The sequence below is a fragment of the Oleiagrimonas sp. C23AA genome (genome assembly GCF_011759385.1).
Lineage (GTDB): Bacteria > Pseudomonadota > Gammaproteobacteria > Xanthomonadales > Rhodanobacteraceae > Oleiagrimonas.
Window position 1 is genome coordinate 473,621 of the sequence record NZ_JAARLY010000001.1, and the last position, 21,603, is coordinate 495,223.

At 60.5% G+C, this 21,603-nt stretch carries 13 protein-coding genes and 2 pseudogenes; 8 read left to right on the forward strand and 7 right to left on the reverse strand.

What is annotated here, in order from left to right; all coding sequences use genetic code 11:
- Positions 1–82 precede the first annotated feature (82 nt).
- The 4 genes from HBF24_RS02020 to HBF24_RS17155 form a co-directional block, all read right to left on the reverse strand.
- Complete coding sequence (locus HBF24_RS02020; protein WP_167168149.1) at positions 83–1,240, reverse strand: isovaleryl-CoA dehydrogenase; 1,158 nt, start codon at positions 1,238–1,240, stop codon at positions 83–85.
- Positions 1,241–1,401: 161 nt separating this feature from the next.
- The gene (yccS, locus tag HBF24_RS02025; RefSeq protein ID WP_206064125.1) at positions 1,402–3,579 is read right to left on the reverse strand and encodes a YccS family putative transporter; all 2,178 of its coding nucleotides are present in this window, start codon (positions 3,577–3,579) and stop codon (positions 1,402–1,404) included.
- Positions 3,580–3,794: 215 nt separating this feature from the next.
- Positions 3,795–4,898, reverse strand: coding sequence for a Glu/Leu/Phe/Val dehydrogenase (locus HBF24_RS02030; protein WP_167168152.1), 1,104 nt, complete (start codon positions 4,896–4,898; stop codon positions 3,795–3,797).
- Positions 4,899–5,198: 300 nt separating this feature from the next.
- Positions 5,199–5,741 carry a YXWGXW repeat-containing protein gene (locus tag HBF24_RS17155; protein WP_206064126.1) on the reverse strand — a complete coding sequence of 181 codons (543 nt, stop codon included), beginning with the start codon at positions 5,739–5,741 and terminating at the stop codon, positions 5,199–5,201.
- A 216-nt stretch (positions 5,742–5,957) separates the two neighbouring features.
- On the opposite strand from HBF24_RS17155, the gene HBF24_RS02040 reads away from it, so the two are divergent.
- The 4 genes and pseudogenes from HBF24_RS02040 (at position 5,958) to HBF24_RS02055 (ending at position 13,616) form a co-directional block, all read left to right on the forward strand.
- A complete protein-coding gene (locus HBF24_RS02040; RefSeq protein WP_167168155.1) occupies positions 5,958–9,569 on the forward strand; it encodes a methylmalonyl-CoA mutase family protein in 3,612 nt (1,203 codons plus the stop codon).
- 354 nt (positions 9,570–9,923) lie between these two features.
- Positions 9,924–10,250: pseudogene (locus tag HBF24_RS02045) on the forward strand (HigA family addiction module antitoxin).
- A gap of 244 nt (positions 10,251–10,494) precedes the next feature.
- Complete coding sequence (locus HBF24_RS02050) at positions 10,495–11,568, forward strand: competence protein ComEC (RefSeq protein ID WP_167168161.1); 1,074 nt, start codon at positions 10,495–10,497, stop codon at positions 11,566–11,568.
- A 758-nt stretch (positions 11,569–12,326) separates the two neighbouring features.
- Entirely contained in the window at positions 12,327–13,616 is a 1,290-nt protein-coding gene (locus tag HBF24_RS02055) for a hypothetical protein (protein WP_167168164.1), read from the forward strand.
- Positions 13,617–14,106: 490 nt separating this feature from the next.
- On the opposite strand, the pseudogene HBF24_RS02060 reads toward HBF24_RS02055, so the two are convergent.
- Positions 14,107–14,721: pseudogene (locus HBF24_RS02060) on the reverse strand (transposase).
- On the opposite strand from HBF24_RS02060, the gene HBF24_RS17450 reads away from it, so the two are divergent.
- The 3 genes from HBF24_RS17450 (at position 14,611) to HBF24_RS02075 (ending at position 17,376) form a co-directional block, all read left to right on the forward strand.
- A complete protein-coding gene (locus HBF24_RS17450) occupies positions 14,611–14,865 on the forward strand; it encodes a hypothetical protein (RefSeq protein ID WP_343162684.1) in 255 nt (84 codons plus the stop codon). The pseudogene HBF24_RS02060 and the gene HBF24_RS17450 overlap by 111 nt on opposite strands.
- A gap of 557 nt (positions 14,866–15,422) precedes the next feature.
- Positions 15,423–16,223, forward strand: coding sequence for a hypothetical protein (locus HBF24_RS02070; protein WP_167168169.1), 801 nt, complete (start codon positions 15,423–15,425; stop codon positions 16,221–16,223).
- A gap of 622 nt (positions 16,224–16,845) precedes the next feature.
- Complete coding sequence (locus HBF24_RS02075; RefSeq protein WP_167168172.1) at positions 16,846–17,376, forward strand: hypothetical protein; 531 nt, start codon at positions 16,846–16,848, stop codon at positions 17,374–17,376.
- A gap of 688 nt (positions 17,377–18,064) precedes the next feature.
- Here the strand turns inward: HBF24_RS02075 and HBF24_RS02080 are convergent.
- The gene (locus HBF24_RS02080; RefSeq protein ID WP_343162685.1) at positions 18,065–18,349 is read right to left on the reverse strand and encodes a helix-turn-helix transcriptional regulator; all 285 of its coding nucleotides are present in this window, start codon (positions 18,347–18,349) and stop codon (positions 18,065–18,067) included.
- Positions 18,350–18,605: 256 nt separating this feature from the next.
- Entirely contained in the window at positions 18,606–18,926 is a 321-nt protein-coding gene (locus HBF24_RS02085) for a helix-turn-helix transcriptional regulator (RefSeq protein WP_167168175.1), read from the reverse strand.
- A gap of 253 nt (positions 18,927–19,179) precedes the next feature.
- On the opposite strand from HBF24_RS02085, the gene HBF24_RS02090 reads away from it, so the two are divergent.
- Positions 19,180–21,561, forward strand: coding sequence for a TonB-dependent receptor (locus tag HBF24_RS02090; protein ID WP_167168178.1), 2,382 nt, complete (start codon positions 19,180–19,182; stop codon positions 21,559–21,561).
- The last annotated feature ends 42 nt before the right edge of the window (positions 21,562–21,603 follow it).

The window sequence follows — 21,603 nt, forward strand, 5'->3', positions numbered from 1 at the left end:
GGTACGGCGTTGGGTGGCCTGCGGACACGGGTGATGTCTGCAGGTCGCCATGTCCCATTCCCGGCTCACCATTGCCGGCCTTTCAAGCCTTGCCGTGGAACAACTCGCGGCCAATCAGCATGCGGCGGATCTCATTGGTGCCGGCGCCGATCTCATACAGCTTGGCGTCGCGCAGCAGGCGACCGGTCGGGTACTCGTTGATGTAGCCGTTGCCACCCAGGGCCTGGATCGCCTCCAGCGCCACCTGCACCGCGTTCTGCGAGCAGTTGAGCAGGCACGAAGCCGGATCGATGCGCGAGCGCACATCGGCATCGAACTGCTGCGCCACCATGTAGGCGTAGGCGCGCGAGGACTGCAGCGCGGTATACATGTCGGCGATCTTGGCCTGCATCACGCCGAAGGTGCCGATGGGCGCATTGAACTGCTTGCGCTCGCGCACATAGGGCACGGTGATGTCGATGGCCGCCTGCATCAGGCCGATCGGGCCGCCGGAAAGCACCAGGCGTTCGGTATCCAGGCCGCTCATCAGCACGCGCACGCCCTCGTTGACCTCGCCGACGATGTTTTCCTCGGGAATCTCGCAGTCCTCGAACACCAGCTCGCAGGTGTTGGAGCCGCGCATGCCCAGCTTGTCCAGCTTCTGCGCGGTGCGGAAGCCCTTCATGCCCTTTTCGACGATGAAGGCGGTCATGCAGCGGCTGCCCGCCTCGCGGCCGGCGGTGCGCATGTACACCAGCAACACATCGGCGTCGGGGCCGTTGGTGATCCACATCTTCGAGCCGTTGGCCACCCACACGCCGTCTTTCTTCTCGGCACGACAGCTCATCGAGCCGACCACGTCGGAACCGGCGCCGGGCTCGCTCATGGCCAGCGCACCCACGTACTCGCCCGAGCACAGCTTGGGGATGTACTTGCGGCGCTGATCCTCGTTGCCGTTGTGGAAGATATTGTTCACGCACAGGTTGGAGTGCGCGCCGTAGGAAAGGCCCACCGAACCCGAGGCGCGGGAGATTTCCTCCATCGCCACCAGATGCGCCAGGTAGCCCAGCTCCGAGCCACCGTAGTCGCCGGGCACGGTGATGCCGAGCAGGCCCATGTCGCCCAGCTTGGCCCACAGATCCTGCGGGAACACGTTCTCGCGGTCGATGCGATCGGCACGCGGGGCGATTTCCTTCTCGGCGAAGCCGTGCACGGCCTCGCGCAGCATGTCGATGTCGTCACCCAAAGAGAACGGACGCATGGCAACTTCCTTTCACGAACAAGGCTGGCCATGGTAGCCCAGCGCCGTACCGCGAGGCATGCCGCAGTGCGGCGTGCACCGCTGGCGTGTCGGTGGCAGGGCGCGCCGTTACGCGACTTGCGGCGAGCGGCCTGCGAGGCCTCGCACGGAAAATCGCGGGCTCAGTCGCGCCGTTGCGCCAGCGTGGCCGACAGCGCGGCCAGCGTCGGCAACTGGCTTTGCAGCAGGCGCATCTGCGCGGCGACCAGGCGATGCACTTCCTCGCCGGTATCCTGCTCGACCAGCATCGGGCCATCGTCGCCCAGCGGCGCCTGGCCGGGGGCCTCGCCGCGATGGGCGGGGTCGGGCAGGCCGCGCGTGCGCAGCGTGTGCGCCATGGTTTGCAACTGCTGGGCAATGGCCTCGCCGTTGTCGATCAGTGCTGCGTTCAAGCCATGATCGGGCAGGTTCTGGCGGTGCGCGCCCAGCGTGGAAAGGTGGCCGATCAGCTCCTGGCAGGCGGCCAGCAGGCGCAGGGCGCGTTCGGGCTCGATGCGCTGGCCGAACGGGTCGGCCAGGGCGCTGGTCAAATGCCCGCTGAGCGTGGCATCGGCGTTGTGCGCATCGCGACGCGCCACGCGGTAGGCAAGATCATCGCGCTTGCCGGTGGTGTATTGGGTCACGATCTGGCGCAGGTAGCGCGCATCGGCGTCCAGGGTTTCGGCAAACAGCAGGCGCAGCTCGCGCTCGCGCCAGTCCGGCAGCACCAGGAAGGTGGCCGCCACCGCCACCACGCCGCCCAGCACGGTATCCAGAAAGCGCGGCAGGATCAGGTCGAAACCGTTGCCAATCTGGTTGAAGGCCAGCAGCACGAACACCGTCACCGCCGCCGACGCCAGCAGGTACTGCCGATAGCGGGCGACGAAGAAAAGCACGCCCACGGCCACCGTCAGCGCCAGCTGCATGTGCTCGGCAGGAAACAGTTTCAGCAGCGCCCAGCCGGCCAGCAAGCCCGCCACCGTACCGGTCACGCGCTGGACCAGGCGGGTGCGCGTGGCGCCGAAATTGGGCTGGCACACCAGCATCACCGTCAGCAGGATCCAGTAGCCCTGGTCCGGATGCACCAGGCGCAGCAGCCCGTAGCCGGCGAGCATGGCCAGCCCCAGCCGCAGCGCGTGGCGAAAGCGCGTGGAGGTGGGCGTCATCTGCATGAATGTGCGACGCAGCACCTCGCGCGGGCCGCGCGGCGAGGGATTCTGCAGCGCGCGGTCGGCGGTTTCGGCCGAGGCCTTCTCGGCGCCCTGGATGGCCGAGTTCAGGCGTGTCAGGTTCTGGCCCAGACGTTGCAGCGCCAGGCGCAGATCATGCGGCGCCTCGGCGTGCGTGTAGCTGAGCTGCGCCAGCGCTTCGCGAAGGTCGGCAATTGCCGCTTCGGCATGGCCGCTGTCGTGATAGTCGGCGCCCACGCGTACGGCCTCGGCGCGGTCGCGGCAGCTGGCGGCCAGCTGCTGCATGGCGCGCTGGCAGCGGAACATCACATCGCTGTGGAAGAATGCCTGCGCCAGGGTCTGGTACGGATAGTGCGACGAGCTGGCGCGCTCGTGGATATCCTGCGCCGCCAGATACAGCTGCAACGCGCGTTCCAGCGAGGCGCGCGGGCGGCGCCGGTCCAGGCGATCGATCAGCACCAGCCGGCAGCTGTTCAAGGCATCGACCACGGCGGCGTTTTGCTGCGCCAGCTCGGCGCGACGCTCGGCCACCGGCAGATCGCGCAGCGGCTCGAACAGTTGCGCCTTGGCCTGCATGTAGCCGGCCAGCGCATCGTACACGCGGCCCAGCGCCAGGCGCACCGGGTGCTGCACGAACAGCGCGCTCCAGGCAATGGCCAGCACGCCGTACCAGGCCGCGCCGGCGACCAGCAGCAACGGCTCGCGCCAGATCGGGTTTTGCGCCGCGCCGTGCTGGTCCATGCCGATCATGGTGTACACGGCCAGCAGCAGGGTGGCATTGGTGATGGTGGCATAGCGCGAGCTGGCCGCGCCCAGCATCACCAGCGCAAAGCTGCCCACGGCCAATACCAGTGCGAACAGCCAGTGCAGGTTGAACAGCAGCTCCACCGCGAACGCCGCCACGGTAAAGCACACCAGCGTGCCGACCAGGGCGGCAAGGCGCTGCTTCCAGCCATCGTCGGTTTCGGCCAGCGCCGCGGCGATCACGCCCAGTTGCAGCGCGATCATCACGTGCGGCTGATTGCCGGTGACCAGCATCACGCTGCCCATCGCCAGCAGCACGCGCAGGCTGTCGGCAAAACGCTCGGGCGCGCTCAGGCGGCGCAGGCTCTGCATCAGGCGGGCAAACACCGGCGGTGGGCTCCTTGCGGCAGAAAATCAGGGCAAGCCCCAAGGGTAACCAAAAGCGCGCCCGGTCGGAGAGCGCCGCGTTGGCATGGCTGCCATGCCCGGCTCCTTGGCCAGCGCGCCCTGAAAACAAGAACGCCGCCGCATCAGGTGATGATGCGACGGCGTCTTGAAGGACCGCCGGTGCTCAGGCGGCCGGGTAGGGCAGTGTGTCGCGCTTACTGACCGCGCATGCGGCCCTGGAAGCGCGGGGCATTGTTGCCCATGTGCGGCAGCTTGATCTTGCCGATGGCGGCGATGCGCTCTTCGGCCATGCGATCGGCGGCCAGGTAGGTCGGGATGTTGTCGCGCTCGGAGATTTCGAAGATGCGACCGACGTTGTGGTAGATGGTGCGCATCATGCGCATGGCGCGCTCGCGGTTGTAGCCGTCGATTTCCAGCGACACATTCATCACGCCACCGGCGTTGACCGCGTAATCGGGGGCGTAGACCACGCCGCGCTTCTTCAGCTCGTCGCCAATCTCGTCGGTGGCCAGCTGGTTGTTGGCCGCGCCGCAGATCACCTTGGCCTTGATGCGGTCGATGGTCTGCTCGTTGACGGTGCCGCCCAGCGCGCACGGGCTGTACACGTCGGCGTCCACGTCGTAGATGTCATCCAGGCCCACGGCCTCGCAGCCCAGCTCGTCGACGCAGCGCTGCACCAGCTCCTGGTTGATGTCGGTGACAAACACCTTGGCGCCCTGTTCGCGCAGCAGCTTGATGAACTCGAAGCCGACATGGCCGCAGCCCTGCACGGCAAAGCTGTACTTGCCCACGTCCTCGTTGCCGTGCTTGTGCTGCAGCGCGGCCATCAGACCCTGCAGGGTGCCGTAGGCGGTAAACGGCGACGGGTCGCCCGAGCCGCCATGCACCTGGTGCACGCCGGTGACAAATTCGGTTTCGCGGAACACCCACTCCATGTCGTTGACATCAATGCCGACGTCCTCGGCGGTGATATAGCGGCCATTGAGCGAGTTGACGAAGCGACCGAAGGCACGGAACAGCGCCTCGGACTTGTCCTTGGACGGATCGCCGATGATCACGGCCTTGCCGCCGCCCAGGTTCAGGCCGGCCACGGCGTTCTTGTAGGTCATGCCGCGGGACAGGCGCAGCACGTCGTTCACCGCTTCCTGCTCGGTCTTGTACGGCCACATGCGCAGGCCGCCCAGCGCCGGACCCAGCACCGTGTTGTGCACGGCAATGATGGCCTTCAGGCCGGCATCCTTGTTGTGGCAGAAGACGACTTCTTCGTGACCGGTTTTGGCGATGGTTTCAAAGATCATCGGAACACACACTCCGTCAATGAGGGCCCACATGGGGATGCGGACCGCTTAAGTATTCGTACCCGGAATCGCACGAATTCCAACATGCAACTTGTTGATTGTAATCAAAAACAAACCGCTTGGCGAAAGGCCGAAGCGGTGTTTTGGCGGCGCGTAGTGTAGCCCTTCCGGGCGTTAAGCGACAGTTTTTCGCGCCGACCGGCCGCGCGGGGCATTCATCTACGCACCGTGGCCGGTTCGTGCGGCTCACATGCAAAGGCCGCCGATGGACGGCGGCCTTTGTCGGCTGGAGTGTGGCCCTCAATGGCCGTCGTGGTGCCAGTCGCGGTGGCGGTCATGGTCGCGGTCGTGGCGGCGATCATGGCGCTCCACGCGGCGCACCACGTGGCGGTCGTGACGCGCTTCATGACGTTCGCCGCGACGGTATCCGCGCTCGTAGCCATGGTGGTACACCCGGCGCGAGTAATCGTGGTCGTAATCACGATGGTGGTAGCGATAGTGGCGGTAGTAGACCGGCGCGCGGCCGTGGTGCCAGTAGCTGCGATGGAACACCCAGTGGCGGCCTACGTGCTCCCAGCGCGGCGCCACGTACACGTAACCGGCGCGACGCGGATACCAGCGCCCGGTGATCCACACGTAGCGAAAGCCGTTCCAGTGCCAGTAGCCGCGGGTCCAGACAAAACCCGCCCGGGGCGAGGGGATGCGCTCCCAGCGCGGCGGTGGCGGCGGCGTGCCGACCGATATGCTCACATAGCTTGAAGCGTGCGCCTCGGGCATGTGCGCCACGGTGCCCAGGCCCAGCGCAAGGCCGCCAAGCAGGGCGAATTTTCCAAACATCGTCATGGCATGTCTCCGTCATCTGCGGCGTCAACCGCAGGCCATATAACGTGGGGTGTACGCGCCCCGTTGACTTGAACGTCGGTGATGTTCAGGCAATGGCGGGCAACGTGATGACGCCGACACCCGTCAGCCGCATTTTCGCCGCGCTGCACAACGGCTTGTCACCCGCCAGCCGATACAATGGCGGGCCCAGTACTAGGCTTCATGTCCGGAGTTCATATGAGCACGCCCGCCACGAACGTTCCCGCGAGCGCCGCCCAGGCCGACGCCACGCCGCTGCGCTTTGTCACCGCAGCCAGCCTGTTCGATGGCCACGATGCGGCCATCAACATCATGCGTCGCATCATCCAGGCACAGGGCGCCGAGGTGATCCACCTGGGCCACAACCGCTCGGTGGAAGATGTGGTGCGCGCGGCATTGCAGGAAGATGCCGATGCCATCGCGCTGTCGTCCTACCAGGGCGGCCACGTGGAGTACTTCAAGTACATGGTGGACATGCTGCGCGAGCGTGGCGCCGGCCACATCCGCGTGTTTGGCGGCGGTGGCGGCACCATCACGCCGGAGGAAATCCGCGAGCTGCAGGATTACGGCGTCGAGCGCATCTACCATCCCAACGATGGCATGAAGCTGGGCCTCACCGAGATGATCGAGGACGTGATGCGCCGCGCTGGCGAAGCGCGCCAGGCGCGTTTCGACCATGGCGACTCGCCGCAGCATCCCAAGCCGGACGTCACCGACGAAATCAGCATTGGCGCCATGATCTCGGCGCTGGAGAGCGGCACCTTCTCCGAGTCCGAACTGACCCTGCTGCGCAAGGGCTGGGGCATGGGCTCCCAGGCCGATACCGCGCCCAAGACACCGGTGCTGGGCCTGACCGGCACCGGCGGCGCGGGCAAGTCCTCGGTGGTGGACGAGCTGCTGCTGCGCTTTTTGCATGCCTTCCCCGAGATGCGCATCGCCGTGCTGGCCGTGGACCCCACGCGCCGGCGCTCCGGCGGCGCGTTGCTGGGCGATCGCATCCGCATGAACAGCCTGCGTTCGGATCGCGTGTACATGCGATCCATGGCCACGCGCCGCGCGCATGCGGCCACCAACACCGTGCTTACCGATTGCATCGCGTTCCTGAAAGCCCAGGCCTACGACCTGGTGATCGTGGAAACGGCCGGCATTGGCCAGTCCGATTCGGAAATCGTCGACCTGGTCGATTTCCCCATGTACGTGATGACGTCGGACTACGGCGCGGCCAGCCAGCTGGAGAAGATCGACATGATCGACTTCGCCGAGCTGATCGTGCTCAACAAGTACGACAAGCGCGGCGCCGAGGACGCCCTGCGTGATGTGCGCAAGCAGTGGAAGCGCAACCGCATGGCCTTCGACATGGCCGACGATCAGGTGCCGGTGTATCCCTCCATCGCCAGCCAGTTCAACGATCCGGGCGTCACCTGGATGTTCACCAACCTGTGCCGCCTGCTGCGTGAAAAGCTGGGCGTGGAGAAGGGGAAATCGGGCATCGGCTCGCAAGCGTGCGATTTCCAGCCGAACCTGGACACCTCCATCAAGGAGCCGCGCGCCACGGTGCTGATTCCGGGCCAGCGCGTGCGCTATCTGGCCGAGATTGCCGAGCAGGGCCGCGGCATCAATACCGATATCCAGCGCCAGGCCGATGCCGCCAGCAAGGCGCAAAGCTGCTACGTCAGCCTGAAGGAGCTGGGCGATACCAAGCTGCCGGCCGAGCTGTCGCTTTACGCCCCGGGTGATCTCCTGCCCTCGCATGCAGGGGAAGCACCCCGCCCCAACCCTCCCGCGCAGGCAGGGGAGGGGGAAGAGCGCGTTGATCGCACCCTGCTGCTGCTGCGCCAGCGCTACAACGAGGCCGTGAAGGAGCTTTCCGCCGAGGGCGTGGACCTGCTGCAGGCCTGGCCCGAGCGCTACAAGGCCGTCACCGAGGAAATCAACGAGTACAAGGTGCGCGACAAGACCATTCGCGTGGAGAACTACCGCACCTCGCTCAGCCACCAGAAAATCGCCAAGGTGGCGCCGCCCACCTATCGTGACTGGGGCGATCTGCTGCGCTTCTTGATGCGCGAAAACCTGCCCGGTGCCTACCCGTACACCGGTGGCGTGTATCCGTATCGTCGCAGCGGCGAAGACCCCATCCGCATGTTTGCCGGCGAAGGCACGCCCGAGCGCACCAACCGCCGCTTTCATTACCTTTCCAAGGGCCTGCCGGCGGCGCGCCTTTCCACCGCGTTCGACTCGGTCACCCTGTACGGCGAAGACCCGGCCGAGCGCCCGGACATCTACGGCAAAATCGGCAACTCCGGCGTCTCCATCGCCACGCTGGACGACATGAAGAAGCTCTACTCGGGCTTCGACCTGTCATCGCCCACCACCTCCGTGTCCATGACCATCAATGGCCCGGCGCCGATGATCCTGGCCATGTTCATGAATACCGCCATCGATCAGGCGGTGGAAAAATACCTGCGCGAGGACGATGCGCGCTGGGCCAAGGCGCAGAAAAAAATCGAAGCGCTGTACGCCGAACGTGGCCGCCCGGAATACGCCGGCGAGCTGCCCGAGGGCAACGACGGACTGGGCCTTGGCCTGCTCGGCGTTTCCGGTGACGAGGTGGTCGATGCCGATACCTACGCGCGCATCAAGGAAGCCACCCTCAAGGTGGTGCGCGGCACCGTACAGGCGGACATCCTGAAAGAGGACCAGGCGCAGAACACCTGCATCTTCAGCACCGAGTTTGCGCTGCGCATGATGGGCGACATCCAGCAGTACTTCGTCGACCACGGCGTGCGCAACTTCTACTCGGTGTCCATCTCCGGCTATCACATTGCCGAGGCCGGCGCGAACCCGATCAGCCAGCTGGCTTTCACCCTTAGCAATGGCTTCACCATCGTCGAGTATTACCTGGCGCGCGGCATGCACATCGACGATTTCGCGCCGAACCTTTCCTTCTTCTTCTCCAACGGCATGGACCCGGAATACACGGTGATCGGCCGCGTCGCCCGCCGCATCTGGGCCCGCGCCATGCGCGAGCGCTACGGCGCCAACAAGCGCAGCCAGATGCTGAAGTACCACATTCAGACCTCCGGCCGCTCGCTGCACGCGCAGGAAATCCAGTTCAACGACATCCGCACCACGCTGCAGGCGCTGTACGCGCTGTTCGACAACTGCAACAGCCTGCACACCAACGCCTACGACGAGGCCATTACCACGCCCACCGAAGAAAGCGTGCGCCGCGCCGTGGCCATCCAGATGATCATCAACAAGGAACTGGGCCTCAACTACAACGAGAACCCCTGGCAGGGCAGCTTCGTCATCGACGAGCTGACCGATATTGTCGAAGAGGCGGTCTACAAGGAGTTCGAGGCCATCAGTGATCGCGGCGGCGTGCTCGGCGCCATGGACACCATGTACCAGCGTGGCAAGATTCAGGAAGAATCGATGTACTACGAGCACAAGAAGCACGACGGCTCGCTGCCGCTGATCGGCGTGAACACCTTCCTGCCCAAGGAGCACGGCGGCGAAGTAGCCACCGAGATCGAGCTGATCCGTTCCACGCCGGAGGAGAAAGGGCAGCAGATCGCCAACGTCAAGGCTTACCAGGCCGTGCGCAACCGCACCCACGCCAACGTGAAGGCGGAACAGGCCGTCACCGGCGACGGCCACGACGCCGGCTCGCTCGCCGCCCTGCAAACCACCGCCCGCGAACGCGCCAATGTGTTCCAGCAGCTGATGGAAGCGGTGAAGTACAACTCCCTTGGCCAAATCAGCCACGCGCTGTACGAGGTTGGCGGCGAATACCGCCGCAATATGTAAGCCGTCGCGCCGGCGCGCTTCCCGCACCAATCGCTCCAACACCAAGCGCTCCAGCACCAAACCAGCAACGCTGGCCAGCTATTCCCCTCTCCTGCGGCAAAGCCGTGGGAGAGGGCAGGGTGAGGGGTTCTAAAATCCCGACTCACCGCAAGCTCAGCCACCCCAAGCCACCACCCGGCCCGTCATCCCAGCGAACGCTGGGATCCAGCGCCTTACCCGCCACTACGCACAGCGACGTGCGATTTCCGAAAAGTGGCGCTATCTTTAATGGAAACGCATTGGTGGCGCCCGACAGGGCATATCGAACCAGGCACGTACTAGCGCGCCGCAACAGAACACAAGGAAGTCACGCTCATGGAATCGGATTCCATCGCTCCCAGCAAGCCCGCGACAGCGACATTCCCCAATATTCATCCCGGCGACGTTTTGTTGGAGGAGTTCCTCGCTCCCCTCGGCATCGGTCAGAGCGCTTTGGCACGTGCGGCCAAGGTGCCACCACGCCGCATCAACGAGATCGTGCTCGGCAAGCGCAGCGTCACGGCGGACACGGCCGTGCGCCTGGCGGTGGCGCTGGGCACCAGTGAGCGGTTCTAGCTCGGGCTGCAGGCCGATTATGATCTGGAGGAGGCGCGTCGTGCGCTGGGTAAGGCGGTGGAACGGATCGAGTGGATCTCGGTGTGACTGACGTGGTGGTGGGGGGCAGTGCCGAGAAGTACGCACGTTCTCTGACGCATGTAATGTAGACGCTGTCTACTTTCCATGCTGCATAGAAAAGTGCACTCTGACCCCTGTTTCGGTTGAGGTGGTGAAGTACAACTCGTTCGGGCAGATTAACCACGCGCTTTATGATGTGGGTGGGGATTATCGAAGGAATATGTAGGTTGCGCGCCACTACTGGGTAAAAATACGTTTAAAGGGGGCGGTTATGGAAGACTTTTTTGAGATCGACTTCTTGGGGGTTGAAACCGCCAAGAGTGGTGACGCGATTACCATTCGCTATCGGAAGCAAGGTGAGGAGTGGATCCATGTTGTCGATGGCGGCTATATCGATACAGGGGAACAAGTAGTTGCACACATAGAAAAATATTACAGAGGAGCTACCTACATCGATCACGTCGTTCTCTCTCACTCGGACGGCGATCACGCGAATGGCCTTCGTAAGGTTCTTGAGCATTTTACGGTAGGGGCACTTTGGATGAATCGCCCTTGGCTCTACGTCGATACTCTAATAACGCGGTTCAAAACCTACAACTCTACAGATGCGTTGGAGCGCGCCCTGCGGAGGGCCTATCCAACGTTGGATGCCCTTGAAAAGATAGCTCTCGAAAAAGACATAAGCATTAGAGAGCCATTTCAGGGAGCTGTTGTTGGAAAGTTTACCGTCTTGGCACCAAGCAAGGAGAAATACCTAAAATTAGTGGTGGATTCGGACAAAACGCCGGAGCCCACGACTGAGGCGCGACTTACGGGCGCGATGGCATCCGCTGGGCAGTATGTTAAGGCCTTGGTAGCTAGAATAAGAGCTGCCTGGGGTGAAGAGTATTTTCCTCCAGGCGGTACCAGTGAGGAAAACGAGCAAAGTGTAGTTCAATACGCATGCCTGAATGGCAAGAAGATCCTATTGACGGGTGACGCCGGGCGAGAAGCTCTTTCCGAAGCCATTCAGTATGCTCCTTCGATAGGACTTGCGTTGCCTGGTTTGAACTACGTCCAGGTACCTCATCATGGTGGGCGACATAACGTCTCAACCGAGATTCTCGATAAGTTGCTAGGACCGCGGTTGCCTGCGATTCCTGAAAAAACGATCTTTAGCGCGGTATGTAGTTCTGCGAAGGCTGATGAAGATCATCCGCGTGATGTCGTTAAACGTGCTTTTATGCACCGAGGTGCGCACTGGGCAGCAACCGAAGGCAGGGACCTAAACTTTAGCGTGGGCATAGAGCGTGAGGGATGGTCTCCTGTGCCGCAGGCTGAATATCCCACTGAGATGGAGCAGTAGGTCATGCTCATCGTTATTATAGTTTACTTATTTGCTATATGCGCCGCGGCATCTTACTTCATAGCGCTATCTTGCTTGGGCTGGCTTCCTTCTGAACTAAATGTCATACGTATTGCAGCGACATCGTGTGCGGTGGCGGCTATTGGGGGGTGTCTTTATTGCGTACGTGCAGTTTATCTCAATAAGTGCGTTTATAAACAATGGGACTCGACTTGGTACACGTGGTACTTCCTTCGTCCCCTTGCAAGTTGCATCTGTGGGGGAGCAAGTTTCTTGTTTCTTAAAGCAGGGCTTCTGGTGCTGGAATCGAACACTCAGCCGAACGCAAGTGAGATTGGCTTTTACGCACTCGCTTTTGTGGCTGGGTTAAATGTAGACAAGTTTGTTTTGAAAATAGAAACTACAGCGCAGTCTTTGTGGGGAATCGAGTCTTCGCGTGCGGCCGGCGCGTCTCGCGGCGAGGCAAAGTAGGCGCGCCCGGTACGCGTTGTGTGGAGTATGCTGGGTGTCTTCGTTTGTGGGTGTCTCATTTGGTGGCGTCACCGTATTAGACCAATTGCTTCAGAGTGTCCTCGCGCAGCTCAGTGTGTTTTGCGTGGTCGACGTGTCGACGACTGATGCGCGGTAGACAATATGACGGGTGGTGTTGTCCTCGACCAAGGCCAGGTGGGTCCTGTGCGCGTCAGCAGAAACTGCTAACAATGCTGGGCTGATAGGCGGGGTTAAGTTCTGGAAGCAGGATGTGGGGGCTTTTGTTTATGGACGAGATTCATTTTCTGCAGATTCAGCGCCCCGTTGGTCAAGGCGGCTTTCACACCGGCTCGCTGTTATGGCGCGCTTTCCCACAGCGGTTGGCTCCGGTTATTACAGGGCCACAGTTCTTCAATTGGGCTTACGATTGCGGGTCGGATCAGTTGTCGGCGTTGGCAACGCAGATCGAGGAGGTTAGGAGCGTGCGTTTTGACGTTCTTTTCCTTTCGCATCTTGACAGCGATCACGTGGTTGGTTTGGATCAGCTCCTACTCACAGCGTCGGGGGTCGATCAACTAGTTCTTCCATATCTCGGCGACGACGATTGGGCGCTGCACCTCTCGGCCGCAGTGTCAGACGGGAGGCTGTTCGGAAGTCTTGTCGATCTCGCGGCTGACCCAGCGGGCTGGTTCGGCGCACGAGGCGTCGGTCGCGTTGTCTATATCGAAGCAGGTGATGACAACGAAGATAGCGGAGAGGCGATCGATGGGCCAGACAGGGTTGATCCAGACTCACATATGCCCGAGGGGGACGATGAAGATTTAACCCGTGTGGGGGACGACAGACTGCCGCCGGAGACTAAATGGTCGAGACCTCCGCGTGCTATCCATCAAGGTGACCGGTCAAGTGGTCGCGCGCAGGTAGATCTGTTAGGCCGAGGTGCGGTGGCAGCAGTGCGAGTGAACGGAAAAACATTGAACTGGGTCCTTTCACCGTTTGCGTTTAAGCCTCCCGCCCAAAAGATGCTCTTGTTTAAGCAGCAACTGGAACACCACTTTGGGGCGGGCCGAACTGCGAAAGACTATGCAGAAGCTGCGCGTTCTGCGGTCGGGCGCAGAAGCTTGAGGGCGTGCTATGACGCGGTCTGGAGGACCCATAATCTGCATTCGATGGCTCTCTACGCTGGTCCTGCAACCGTGCCAAGCGGAAAGCTTCGAAATACGGCGTGGCACGGCCGCTTCGTCCGGCGAATGGTTCAGCCGGGTTGGGTTTCGACAGGAGATTTTGACGCTAGCGTCCAGGTGCGCCGGGATGCGTTGCTGCGGTACTACTCTACTTATGCGCCTATGGTTGGCCAGCTTGGCCTCCCCCATCACGGTTCAGATTTGAGCTTTAACTCGGCGCTGCTTCATGCGTTTCCTGACCTTAGCTGTGCAATCGCAGCTGTCGGTGTCAATAGTCACGGCCACCCTGGGTTGGGTGTTCAAACGGCCGTTGCAGCTTGGCCGTCAATTGAGTTCGTCCGCGTTGATGAATTCGCATCGAGCGTATACCGCATTGGTGGCCCCGTTCTGTGATTGGGAAAAACCCGGGTTACCATTTCGCCGCCGGGGTCAAATCGAAATGGGGTCCGAAGCGGAGTCACCATTGGGCCGCCGGGGTCAAAAGGCGCGGAATAAAGCAAAATTGGGGTCAGAGTGCACTCTCTCAGTTTTTCGCTTGGGAAAGTCGACTCTGAGCCCTGTTTCTTTTGTTGATCCAGACGCGGGCCTGGCGCGGGCGAGGCGCCCGCTGCCGCTGCAGCGTGTCGGTCAGTTAATCTCCTTTGATCATTCAAGCCCACCCAGGCAGTCGCGATGCGCCTGCAGGTTTCAGGAGCTTCTCCATCTGTCTTTCTTCCGGCTGATGGTGCTCGCCGCAAGCTTGCTGCCGTCTGTCGCCTCGGCGGCCACGGTCGATCTGCTGGTGGGCTCTTACACCACGGGCGAGCAGCCTGGCCTGTATGCGTTTCGGTTTGATATGGACAGCGGCAAGCCGGACGCCGCGGGGCAAAGGGGACGGAGGCAATTAAGTCATGCCCGCGTCTTCGTTCGCTCCCGTCGTCGCAGCTGGTTGGCGCCCATGGGGCCGGACTGAAACGGGCCGACCCAAGGCTTTCTGGACCATGTTCTGGAACTTGGCGTCTCCCAGCACGCGTTCCTGTTGTAGGTGGGCTCGGATGCGCTGCAGGCGAGTGTACCAGAGCCAGATAGGAGGGGTGCGGCCGCACCAGTCGGTCGGTTAGGCCTCGTGCGTTGTGACCATGGCTTGACCACGCGTAGTCCAGCGGGTCCGCCACCATGCGGGCGGGAACGGGGTTGAGCTCGATGTAGCGATAGCATCGAAGCAGGTAATCCTGGCTGTCGACCAGGCACGATTTGTAGCGGCCTTCCCACAGCGTGCCGGTGCAGTGGTAGCGATCATTCACGTACCGCACGTAGCGCCGCCCGAGACGTTGCATGACGCGGGCAACCTTTCCGGGGGCGGGGGCGTCATCAGCAGGTGCACGTGGTTGGTCATCAAGACGTAAGCGTGAACGCGGCAATCCTCTCGCAGCGCAATTTCCCGCAGTTCGTCCAGATAGCGAACGTAGTCGACTTTGTCGAAGAAACATGGCTGCTGATCATTGCCGCGCTGTACGATGTGTTGAGCGATGCCGGCAAGGTCGAGTCGGGGTTGTCATGGCATGATGAAGGTGGCAGGCGAGGTTGCCACGAGCATTCAATGCTCACTGGGTGGCGTCTGTCGGCACATCCCGATAATGCATGCCGGAAAAGTCTACTCTGACCCCTGTTTTGGTTTTTTCTTACGCGTATCATGCAATTTCTATTGACGAAAAGCGTACTAAATTTCCAGTATCACTTTGGAACGAGAAAAGTGTTCTTCCAGGTCAAGAGATACAGCAGGTTTGGTTTGCTGGTGTACATTGTGATGTTGGTGGTGGATACGGGGATCACTCGTTAGCAAATATACCGTTTCATTGGATGGTCAACCACGCAAAAGAAAAGGGTCTAAGGTTCCGTTCAGGCTATCTCGAGAAGTGGGTTGGAAAGTTCGATGGGTATACATAAGTCCTACGTAAAGTGGTGGCATATTCTGGGTTCACGTGAGCGAAATATCCCGAGTGAGGCAAAAATAGATAAAAGCGTTTGGGAACGTTACGATGCTGATACTTCGTATCGCCCAAGAAATCTTCCGCCAAGGTAATCCAGGAATGAAAATATAAGCGGGTCAGGTTGAACTGTGTGCGTACTATTTTGTGGAAGCGATAGTGTGAAGAATATTTAGATTTTGGATTTTCATGAGGTGAGAGTGGTGTTTTTTTTTAGGCGTATGAATTTGCCATGGATACTGAGAAAATGACGGGCTCACGTTGGTGGGAGTTTTACTTTGTCAGATATGCAATGGGTACAGTTGTTGGCGGACTTATTGTTGCTAACTTGATTAAGGTTGATCATCCTTTGCGCGAAGTATTTTGTTCCACGTTATTGCCAAGCTCAGGGATGACCAGGGTTCTCGTCTTGGGGTGTTATGGACTCGTATATTGCTATATCTCAAGTGTGCCAATCTTAGTGTTTCATGTAGGTAGGTCATTACTGCCTAGCACTCGACCAATAATGAGGTCAAAAGCTGCTTTTTTCTGGCAGAAGTCACTACCTGTCATCATTCCTATGATAGCTTACAGCATGGTTATGGCAGTGTTGTTTATTCCATTTTTTTTGCTTCGGCAGAGGGATGTGGATTTGCAGATTGGGAGGTTGGCGCAGAGCACTCTGATAGTTCTCCTGTGTCTTCCGGTTGCGATCGTTGTAATAGCAATTTTCTTAAAGGGGAGGTCATATTATTTTTATAAGCGACTAGCGCATGCTAGATCCAAGCAGTCGAATGAAGAAGGTATTGTTTCGTCCTATCGTCATCTTCGGGAGCATGGGAATTCTCTTTTCATCGTGTTGCTGGAATTTATTTTAGGTATTAATATTTATGCCGCACATAGGGCATTTGTCCATTCCGGTGCGTCTCATATGTTGTTCGCTCCAGAGTTATATGTTTATGGTTTAATTTTATTTATTTGGATACTTCCGGGTGCTGGTGTTTGGATTTTTGCCACATTGATAGAGAATGAGTTTGTTAGAGATCAAGCATAATCCAGACCCCTGCAAAACGGGGTCAGGTTCACTTACTCCATCGTCAAGTGTCGCGTGGTGGCCGTTGGACGGGGGGTGCCGGAGAGACAGCGGGGTCTGGCTTCGAACATGACACGGAAGTCGTCTCGTCCAAGGGCGCGTTGTTGCTGCAGGTAGGGGCATATCTCTTGGAGCGTGTCGCCGGATAGGACCTTTCGCAGCAGCGTGCGATAGGCGTCGACGCGTTCGCTGATGGATACGCCGAAGTCCAGACAGATAGGCTTGGTGATGGCAGATCAGCGGGTTTGGGGCGCCGCGGTGCGCCGCGCAGCCCGAAGCGGTCGGGTGGCCCGTCATCCGCGCGTTTAGATGTGCATAGGTATGTCGGGAAGGTCGCATCGGGGTCGGCAGGCCATGCCGCCGTGGTGTGTCGGCTATTCGTCGTTGGGCAATTCGGGAAAGTGAATCTGATTCCATGTTCTCGGATTGCGCGCCAGCACGGTCGGCGCTGTCGGACACATCGGGTATATGCGGGAAAAGAGACCAATGGCCGCTGCGGGCCATGACCACGATCTCGTATTTCGACTGACTTGGTATAGTGAAATGTTCCCGCATTTGCCCATGTTCGGCGGCGCAGGGAGCCATGATGAAAGATGGGAAGCGGGTGGCGTACTACAAACGGCAGCGGGGCGCCAAACAAGCCGTGAACGACACCTCAGTAGGGGATCGACGCAGATCAGACAACGCAAGAGTGGCAATTCCGGCCGCCGTTTTGCTTGCTGCCATGTTCTATCTTCAGGGCCGGGCATATCACGAGGCATACATCGGCTATTTCGGCGTTAATGCATCGCTCTTTCCCACCTCGACCACAGATGCTTACTGGTGGGCGTTCCTTGCCTACTGGAACCTTGCCAACAAAGGGTTTTCTGCGATCGGGCACGCTTATCCTGACCTGCTTAGGAGCGAGCTTCCGTTCATCGGTATGCTGGCTGGTGTGGGCTTTGTCTTATGGCTTGCCGAAAAGAAGGGCTGGACAACGCGCGCTGTGGTCTGCGTCAAGAGGCGTTTGTCTACGACGGCCAAGTCGCCTTCAAACGTCCTGGCATGGACATTCAGTGGAAGCGTATTGGCGATGTTCTTTTTATCGCCGTTTTCGCTGCGCTGGGCCTGGTGATGGTGTTGTCCGTGGGATCGTTCGATGTGCTGGGCGCTGACCGTGCCAGTAAAGTGTGCGAAGGCTATGCGTCACGCTTTCCCACAGTGCAGGTAGTGTCAGCGAAAGGCCTTGGTGATACACCGCGATTGCTACAGTGCAGCGAGCGGTTCTGCATCGTCATCGGCAGCGGCATGGCCAAGGTGGTTCCAATCGGTGACATAAAGAGCTTCGACCGCCTATCCGTCGGGAGGCTGCAAGACCTTCGCGAAGCAGCGCACAAACATCCGCGTGCACCCGTTTCGGCGCGTTTGTGCCATGTACCGAGTACGACCGAGAATGCGGCTAACACGTGAGGTTCAAGCGCGCGCGATATCCCCACTGTTGATTCACCAGCCTGTGCGGTCAAAAAAAAGACAGTGTCTCTCTTCATCGACGTTCACCGTCGATGGATCTGTGCGAGTTGGTGACTTGGATCGGGTCCAAGAGGGAGACCGCGTCATCGGCCTGCTGGCCTGACGTATGTGTCGGCGTGAGCCTGACGCGCTGTCGGATCAGGCCTGACTCGGCGGCTATGTCAGTGTGGTGGTGGGAGGGCCTAGCGTAAGTAGGCCTTCGCTGACGTCGGCGTCAGGGGCATCTGCACTTTTCCGTCAGTCCAATCACACAAGACCATGTTTTTCAGTCTGACAGACGATGGCGGTCGCCTTCAGCGTTTGCGCTTGCCCGTGCTCTTGAAGTCTTTGATCAGTTGCGCGAGTTCGTCGTTCTCGGCATAGAAGTAGGCCACGGGCAGCTGTAGTACGGCAGCGAGATTCTGTAGCGTCTGAAGGTCTGGCTGGTGCACGCCTGTTTCGTAGCGGTTGATGCGCGTGCTGGCGACGAATTCGTCCAAGCCTGCCTCGATGCCCAACGCACGTTGCGATATGCCTAGAGCTTCGCGCGCTTCACGCAGCCTGCGGCTGTAGATAGGTAGTGGCCCTTTGTCAGCCACGTTTGCATGTGTCCTGAACTTCCATACATGGAAGCTTCCAGATCCACATGCTCTTACGATACTACGATAAACGTAGTTTTCCGTTGACGGTGGACTCGGTACGTAGTCGCGCCGCCGAATTTGTGCCGGTTGTGTTCGATTGAATGATCGCAGTGCAGGCCCACAACGCAGGGTGCGCCGGGTGCTTGGCTGTTGGGCGCGGGCTACGGCTGGTGTGCGGACAGTGCTGACTGATGAGGACCGACGCTTCCGGGTGCTACTTCTGCTTCAACATCTCCTGGATCTTGATTCTCAGCTGCACCGGCTTATCGCTGCGGGAAGCCTCGGCGATCTGCCGCGCCTCTTCGTCATCCTCGGTATAGAAATACTTGAGAGGCAGTTCTAAGACATCCGCGAATCGTTGCTGCAGTGCCAGCTTCGGTTGATGAACACCGTTTTCGTATCGGCTGACTGTAGGGCTACCACTGTCCATGTCGCGCGCCGCCGCGATGGCAAGTTCCGTCTGGGAAAATTTGTAGCTATTCCGTGCTTCGCGTAGGCGGCGCCCGTAGATGCTTCCTGGCTGTTTCTCCGTCATGACTGCATATCCCTTTCCGATATGCAGCAGCTTCCTGACCAGCGCTTGACTTCGATACTACGTAAAACGTAGTGTTAACAGTGCTACGTTTATCGTAGCCATGGGAGCTTTTTCCTGGGGTTTGCGAAGAAGTGCACAACCGAGCTGCCAGGGGAAAGGCACAGATCACGGGTTAAGCCAGGGTCGTCGACTTTCCACGGGAAGCATCAGGACCAGGGATCGAGTGGCGAGCCATAAGGGGAGGGAACGCAGCATGCGTAGAAGCACGTTACGAAGGTCCTTTTTTGTCACCACGTTCGTTGTCGCCGTCGGAACAAGCGGATGGGCGATCGCGCAGGACACCGCTACAACCAAGGAACAGGGCAGGGCGCCAGCGGGAGGCGCACAGAACTATCCGACCAGTGATGCACCGGCAGCGGCCTCATCGGCGCCGACCAATCTGCAGGTGATCACGGTTACCGGCACACGCATTCGCGGCGGCGTGACGCCATCGCCGGTGATCCGCATCGGCGGCGAGCAGATCAAGCAGGAGGGCTTCGCGGACCTGGGCGAGGTCATCCGCAGCGTGCCGCAGAACTTCTCTGGCGGACAGAACCCAGGCGTGGCGGCAGGCGCCGCGCAGGGCGGGCCAAGCGACCAGAACATCACTGGTGGTTCGGGCCTGAATCTGCGTGGTCTGGGGCCCGATGCCACGCTGACCTTGCTAAATGGTCACCGCATGGCCTACGGCGGCTTCGCGCAGGTGGTCGACATCAGCGCGATACCGGTGGATGCGGTGCAGCGGCTTGAGGTGGTGCCGGATGGAGCATCAGCCATCTATGGCTCCGATGCCGTGGGTGGCGTGGCCAATGTGATCTTGAAGCAGGACTTCGAGGGCCTGACGGTGGGTTCGCGTTATGGCGAAGCCACCGAGGGTGGGCGGATTACGCACGAATATCACGCCACGGCGGGCACCACCTGGGACAGCGGCGGCTTTATCGTGGCTGGGAAGAAGGCCACCAACGACCCGATCTATTCCGATCAGCGTGACTACACGCGTGACATGTACCGGCCGTCCACGCTATGGCAGGGCAACGATCTGCGCAGTGGTTTGCTCAGCCTGCACCAGATGCTGGGGCAGAAGGTGGAAGCGCATCTGGATGCGCTCAAAAGCAAGCGGGATATCCACACGGCGCTGGCCTATGCCAGCACTTACAGCCCCACCGGGGTAAAGACCGACACCACAATGCTGGCACCCAGTGTCGACATGTGGCTGCCAGGGGACTGGACGCTGACGCTCAGTAGCGCACTGGGCAAGGAGAGCAACGCGCTTTCCGGAACAACGGTGCGCCGTTCCGATAAGACGGTAACGGGCGAGAGCCACGTCAATTACAGGAACAAGAGCCGTACCTACGAGCTGGGCGGGGAAGGGCCGTTGTTTACCCTGCCTGGCGGGGAGGCGCGTCTCGCTGCAGGCGTGGGCTATCGCTACAACAGCTACCAGTACCAGAGCGCCGGCACGGTCAGGGCCGATGGGGATACGCGCAGCCGCTTTGCCTACGCCGAGTTGAATCTTCCGGTGATCGGGCCGCAGCAGGGTATCGGGGGCCTGCATCGGCTCGAGTTCACGGCAGCGTTGCGCAGCCAGAATGGCGACTACGGCCGGGTGACCACACCCAGGCTGGGCATGATCTACGCGCCTGGGGCCGATGTGTCGTTGAAGGCATCCTGGGGCAAGTCGTTCAAGGCGCCTACGCTTGATCAGCGCTTTGCCTCGCAGACGACCATCTATTACCCGGCGTCCACGTTTGGCGGCGACTATCCGGCGGAAGCCACGGTGCTTTGGCTGGCAGGTGGCAACACGCATCTGCATCCGGAGCGGGCCCGCACGTGGAGTGCCTCGCTGTCATTCCACCCGGAGGCCTTGCCGGGATTGAACACCGAGTTGACCTGGTTCCATATCGATTACACGCAGCGCGTTCTGAAACCCATCAACACGCTGGATGTGTTTGGCAACCCGACCTACGCGGACTTTGTCGAACTTGACCCCAGCGACGCCGCGAAGGCCGCAGCGCTGGCAAACGCCAGCAACTACTACAACTACGTCGGCTCACCCTACGATCCCGGCAAGGTGGTGGCGATCATTGATGGCCGCAATGTCAACGTGGCGCGGCAGCGGATCAAAGGCGCCGATCTATCAGGTTCGTATCGGCTGGACGCGGGGGCGGGCACGCTGACATTGCGCGGCTCGGCCAGCTGGCTGCACAGCACGCAGTCGCTGACAGCGGCGCAAAGCCCCTACAACCTGGCCGGAACCTTGTTTTATCCGGCCAAGATCAACGGGCGTGTCGGCGCCATCTGGCAGCAGGGCGGTTTTGCCGCCTCGTTGTTCGGCAACTACAAGGACGGGGTTACCGATACCCGCGACGGTAGCAAGGGTGCCTCGTTCACCACGTTCGATGCCACGTTGCGCTATGACACCGGACGGCGCGATGACGCGTGGGCCCATCTGACGTGGGAGCTGTCGGCGCAGAACCTGCTTGATCGGGCGCCGCCACTGTATGCCGTCACGTCGCTCAGTTACGCGCCTTACGACTCGACCAACTATTCGGCGGTTGGGCGCTTCCTGAGCGTTTCCGTATCCAAGCATTGGTAATGCACGCCGGGGCCGGCCGCGATCGGCCCCGGTAGTGGAGGA

Excerpts from the sequence above, each read along its gene's own strand:
- HBF24_RS02020 (WP_167168149.1), bottom strand. The coding sequence starts at position 1,240 with ATGCGTCCGTTCTCTTTGGGTGACGACATCGACATGCTGCGCGAGGCC.
- HBF24_RS02030 (WP_167168152.1), bottom strand. The coding sequence starts at position 4,898 with ATGATCTTTGAAACCATCGCCAAAACCGGTCACGAAGAAGTCGTCTTC.
- HBF24_RS17155 (WP_206064126.1), bottom strand. The coding sequence starts at position 5,741 with ATGACGATGTTTGGAAAATTCGCCCTGCTTGGCGGCCTTGCGCTGGGC.
- HBF24_RS02040 (WP_167168155.1), top strand. The coding sequence starts at position 5,958 with ATGAGCACGCCCGCCACGAACGTTCCCGCGAGCGCCGCCCAGGCCGAC.
- HBF24_RS02050 (WP_167168161.1), top strand. The coding sequence starts at position 10,495 with ATGGAAGACTTTTTTGAGATCGACTTCTTGGGGGTTGAAACCGCCAAG.
- HBF24_RS02055 (WP_167168164.1), top strand. The coding sequence starts at position 12,327 with ATGGACGAGATTCATTTTCTGCAGATTCAGCGCCCCGTTGGTCAAGGC.
- HBF24_RS02070 (WP_167168169.1), top strand. The coding sequence starts at position 15,423 with ATGGATACTGAGAAAATGACGGGCTCACGTTGGTGGGAGTTTTACTTT.
- HBF24_RS02075 (WP_167168172.1), top strand. The coding sequence starts at position 16,846 with ATGATGAAAGATGGGAAGCGGGTGGCGTACTACAAACGGCAGCGGGGC.
- HBF24_RS02085 (WP_167168175.1), bottom strand. The coding sequence starts at position 18,926 with ATGACGGAGAAACAGCCAGGAAGCATCTACGGGCGCCGCCTACGCGAA.
- HBF24_RS02090 (WP_167168178.1), top strand. The coding sequence starts at position 19,180 with ATGCGTAGAAGCACGTTACGAAGGTCCTTTTTTGTCACCACGTTCGTT.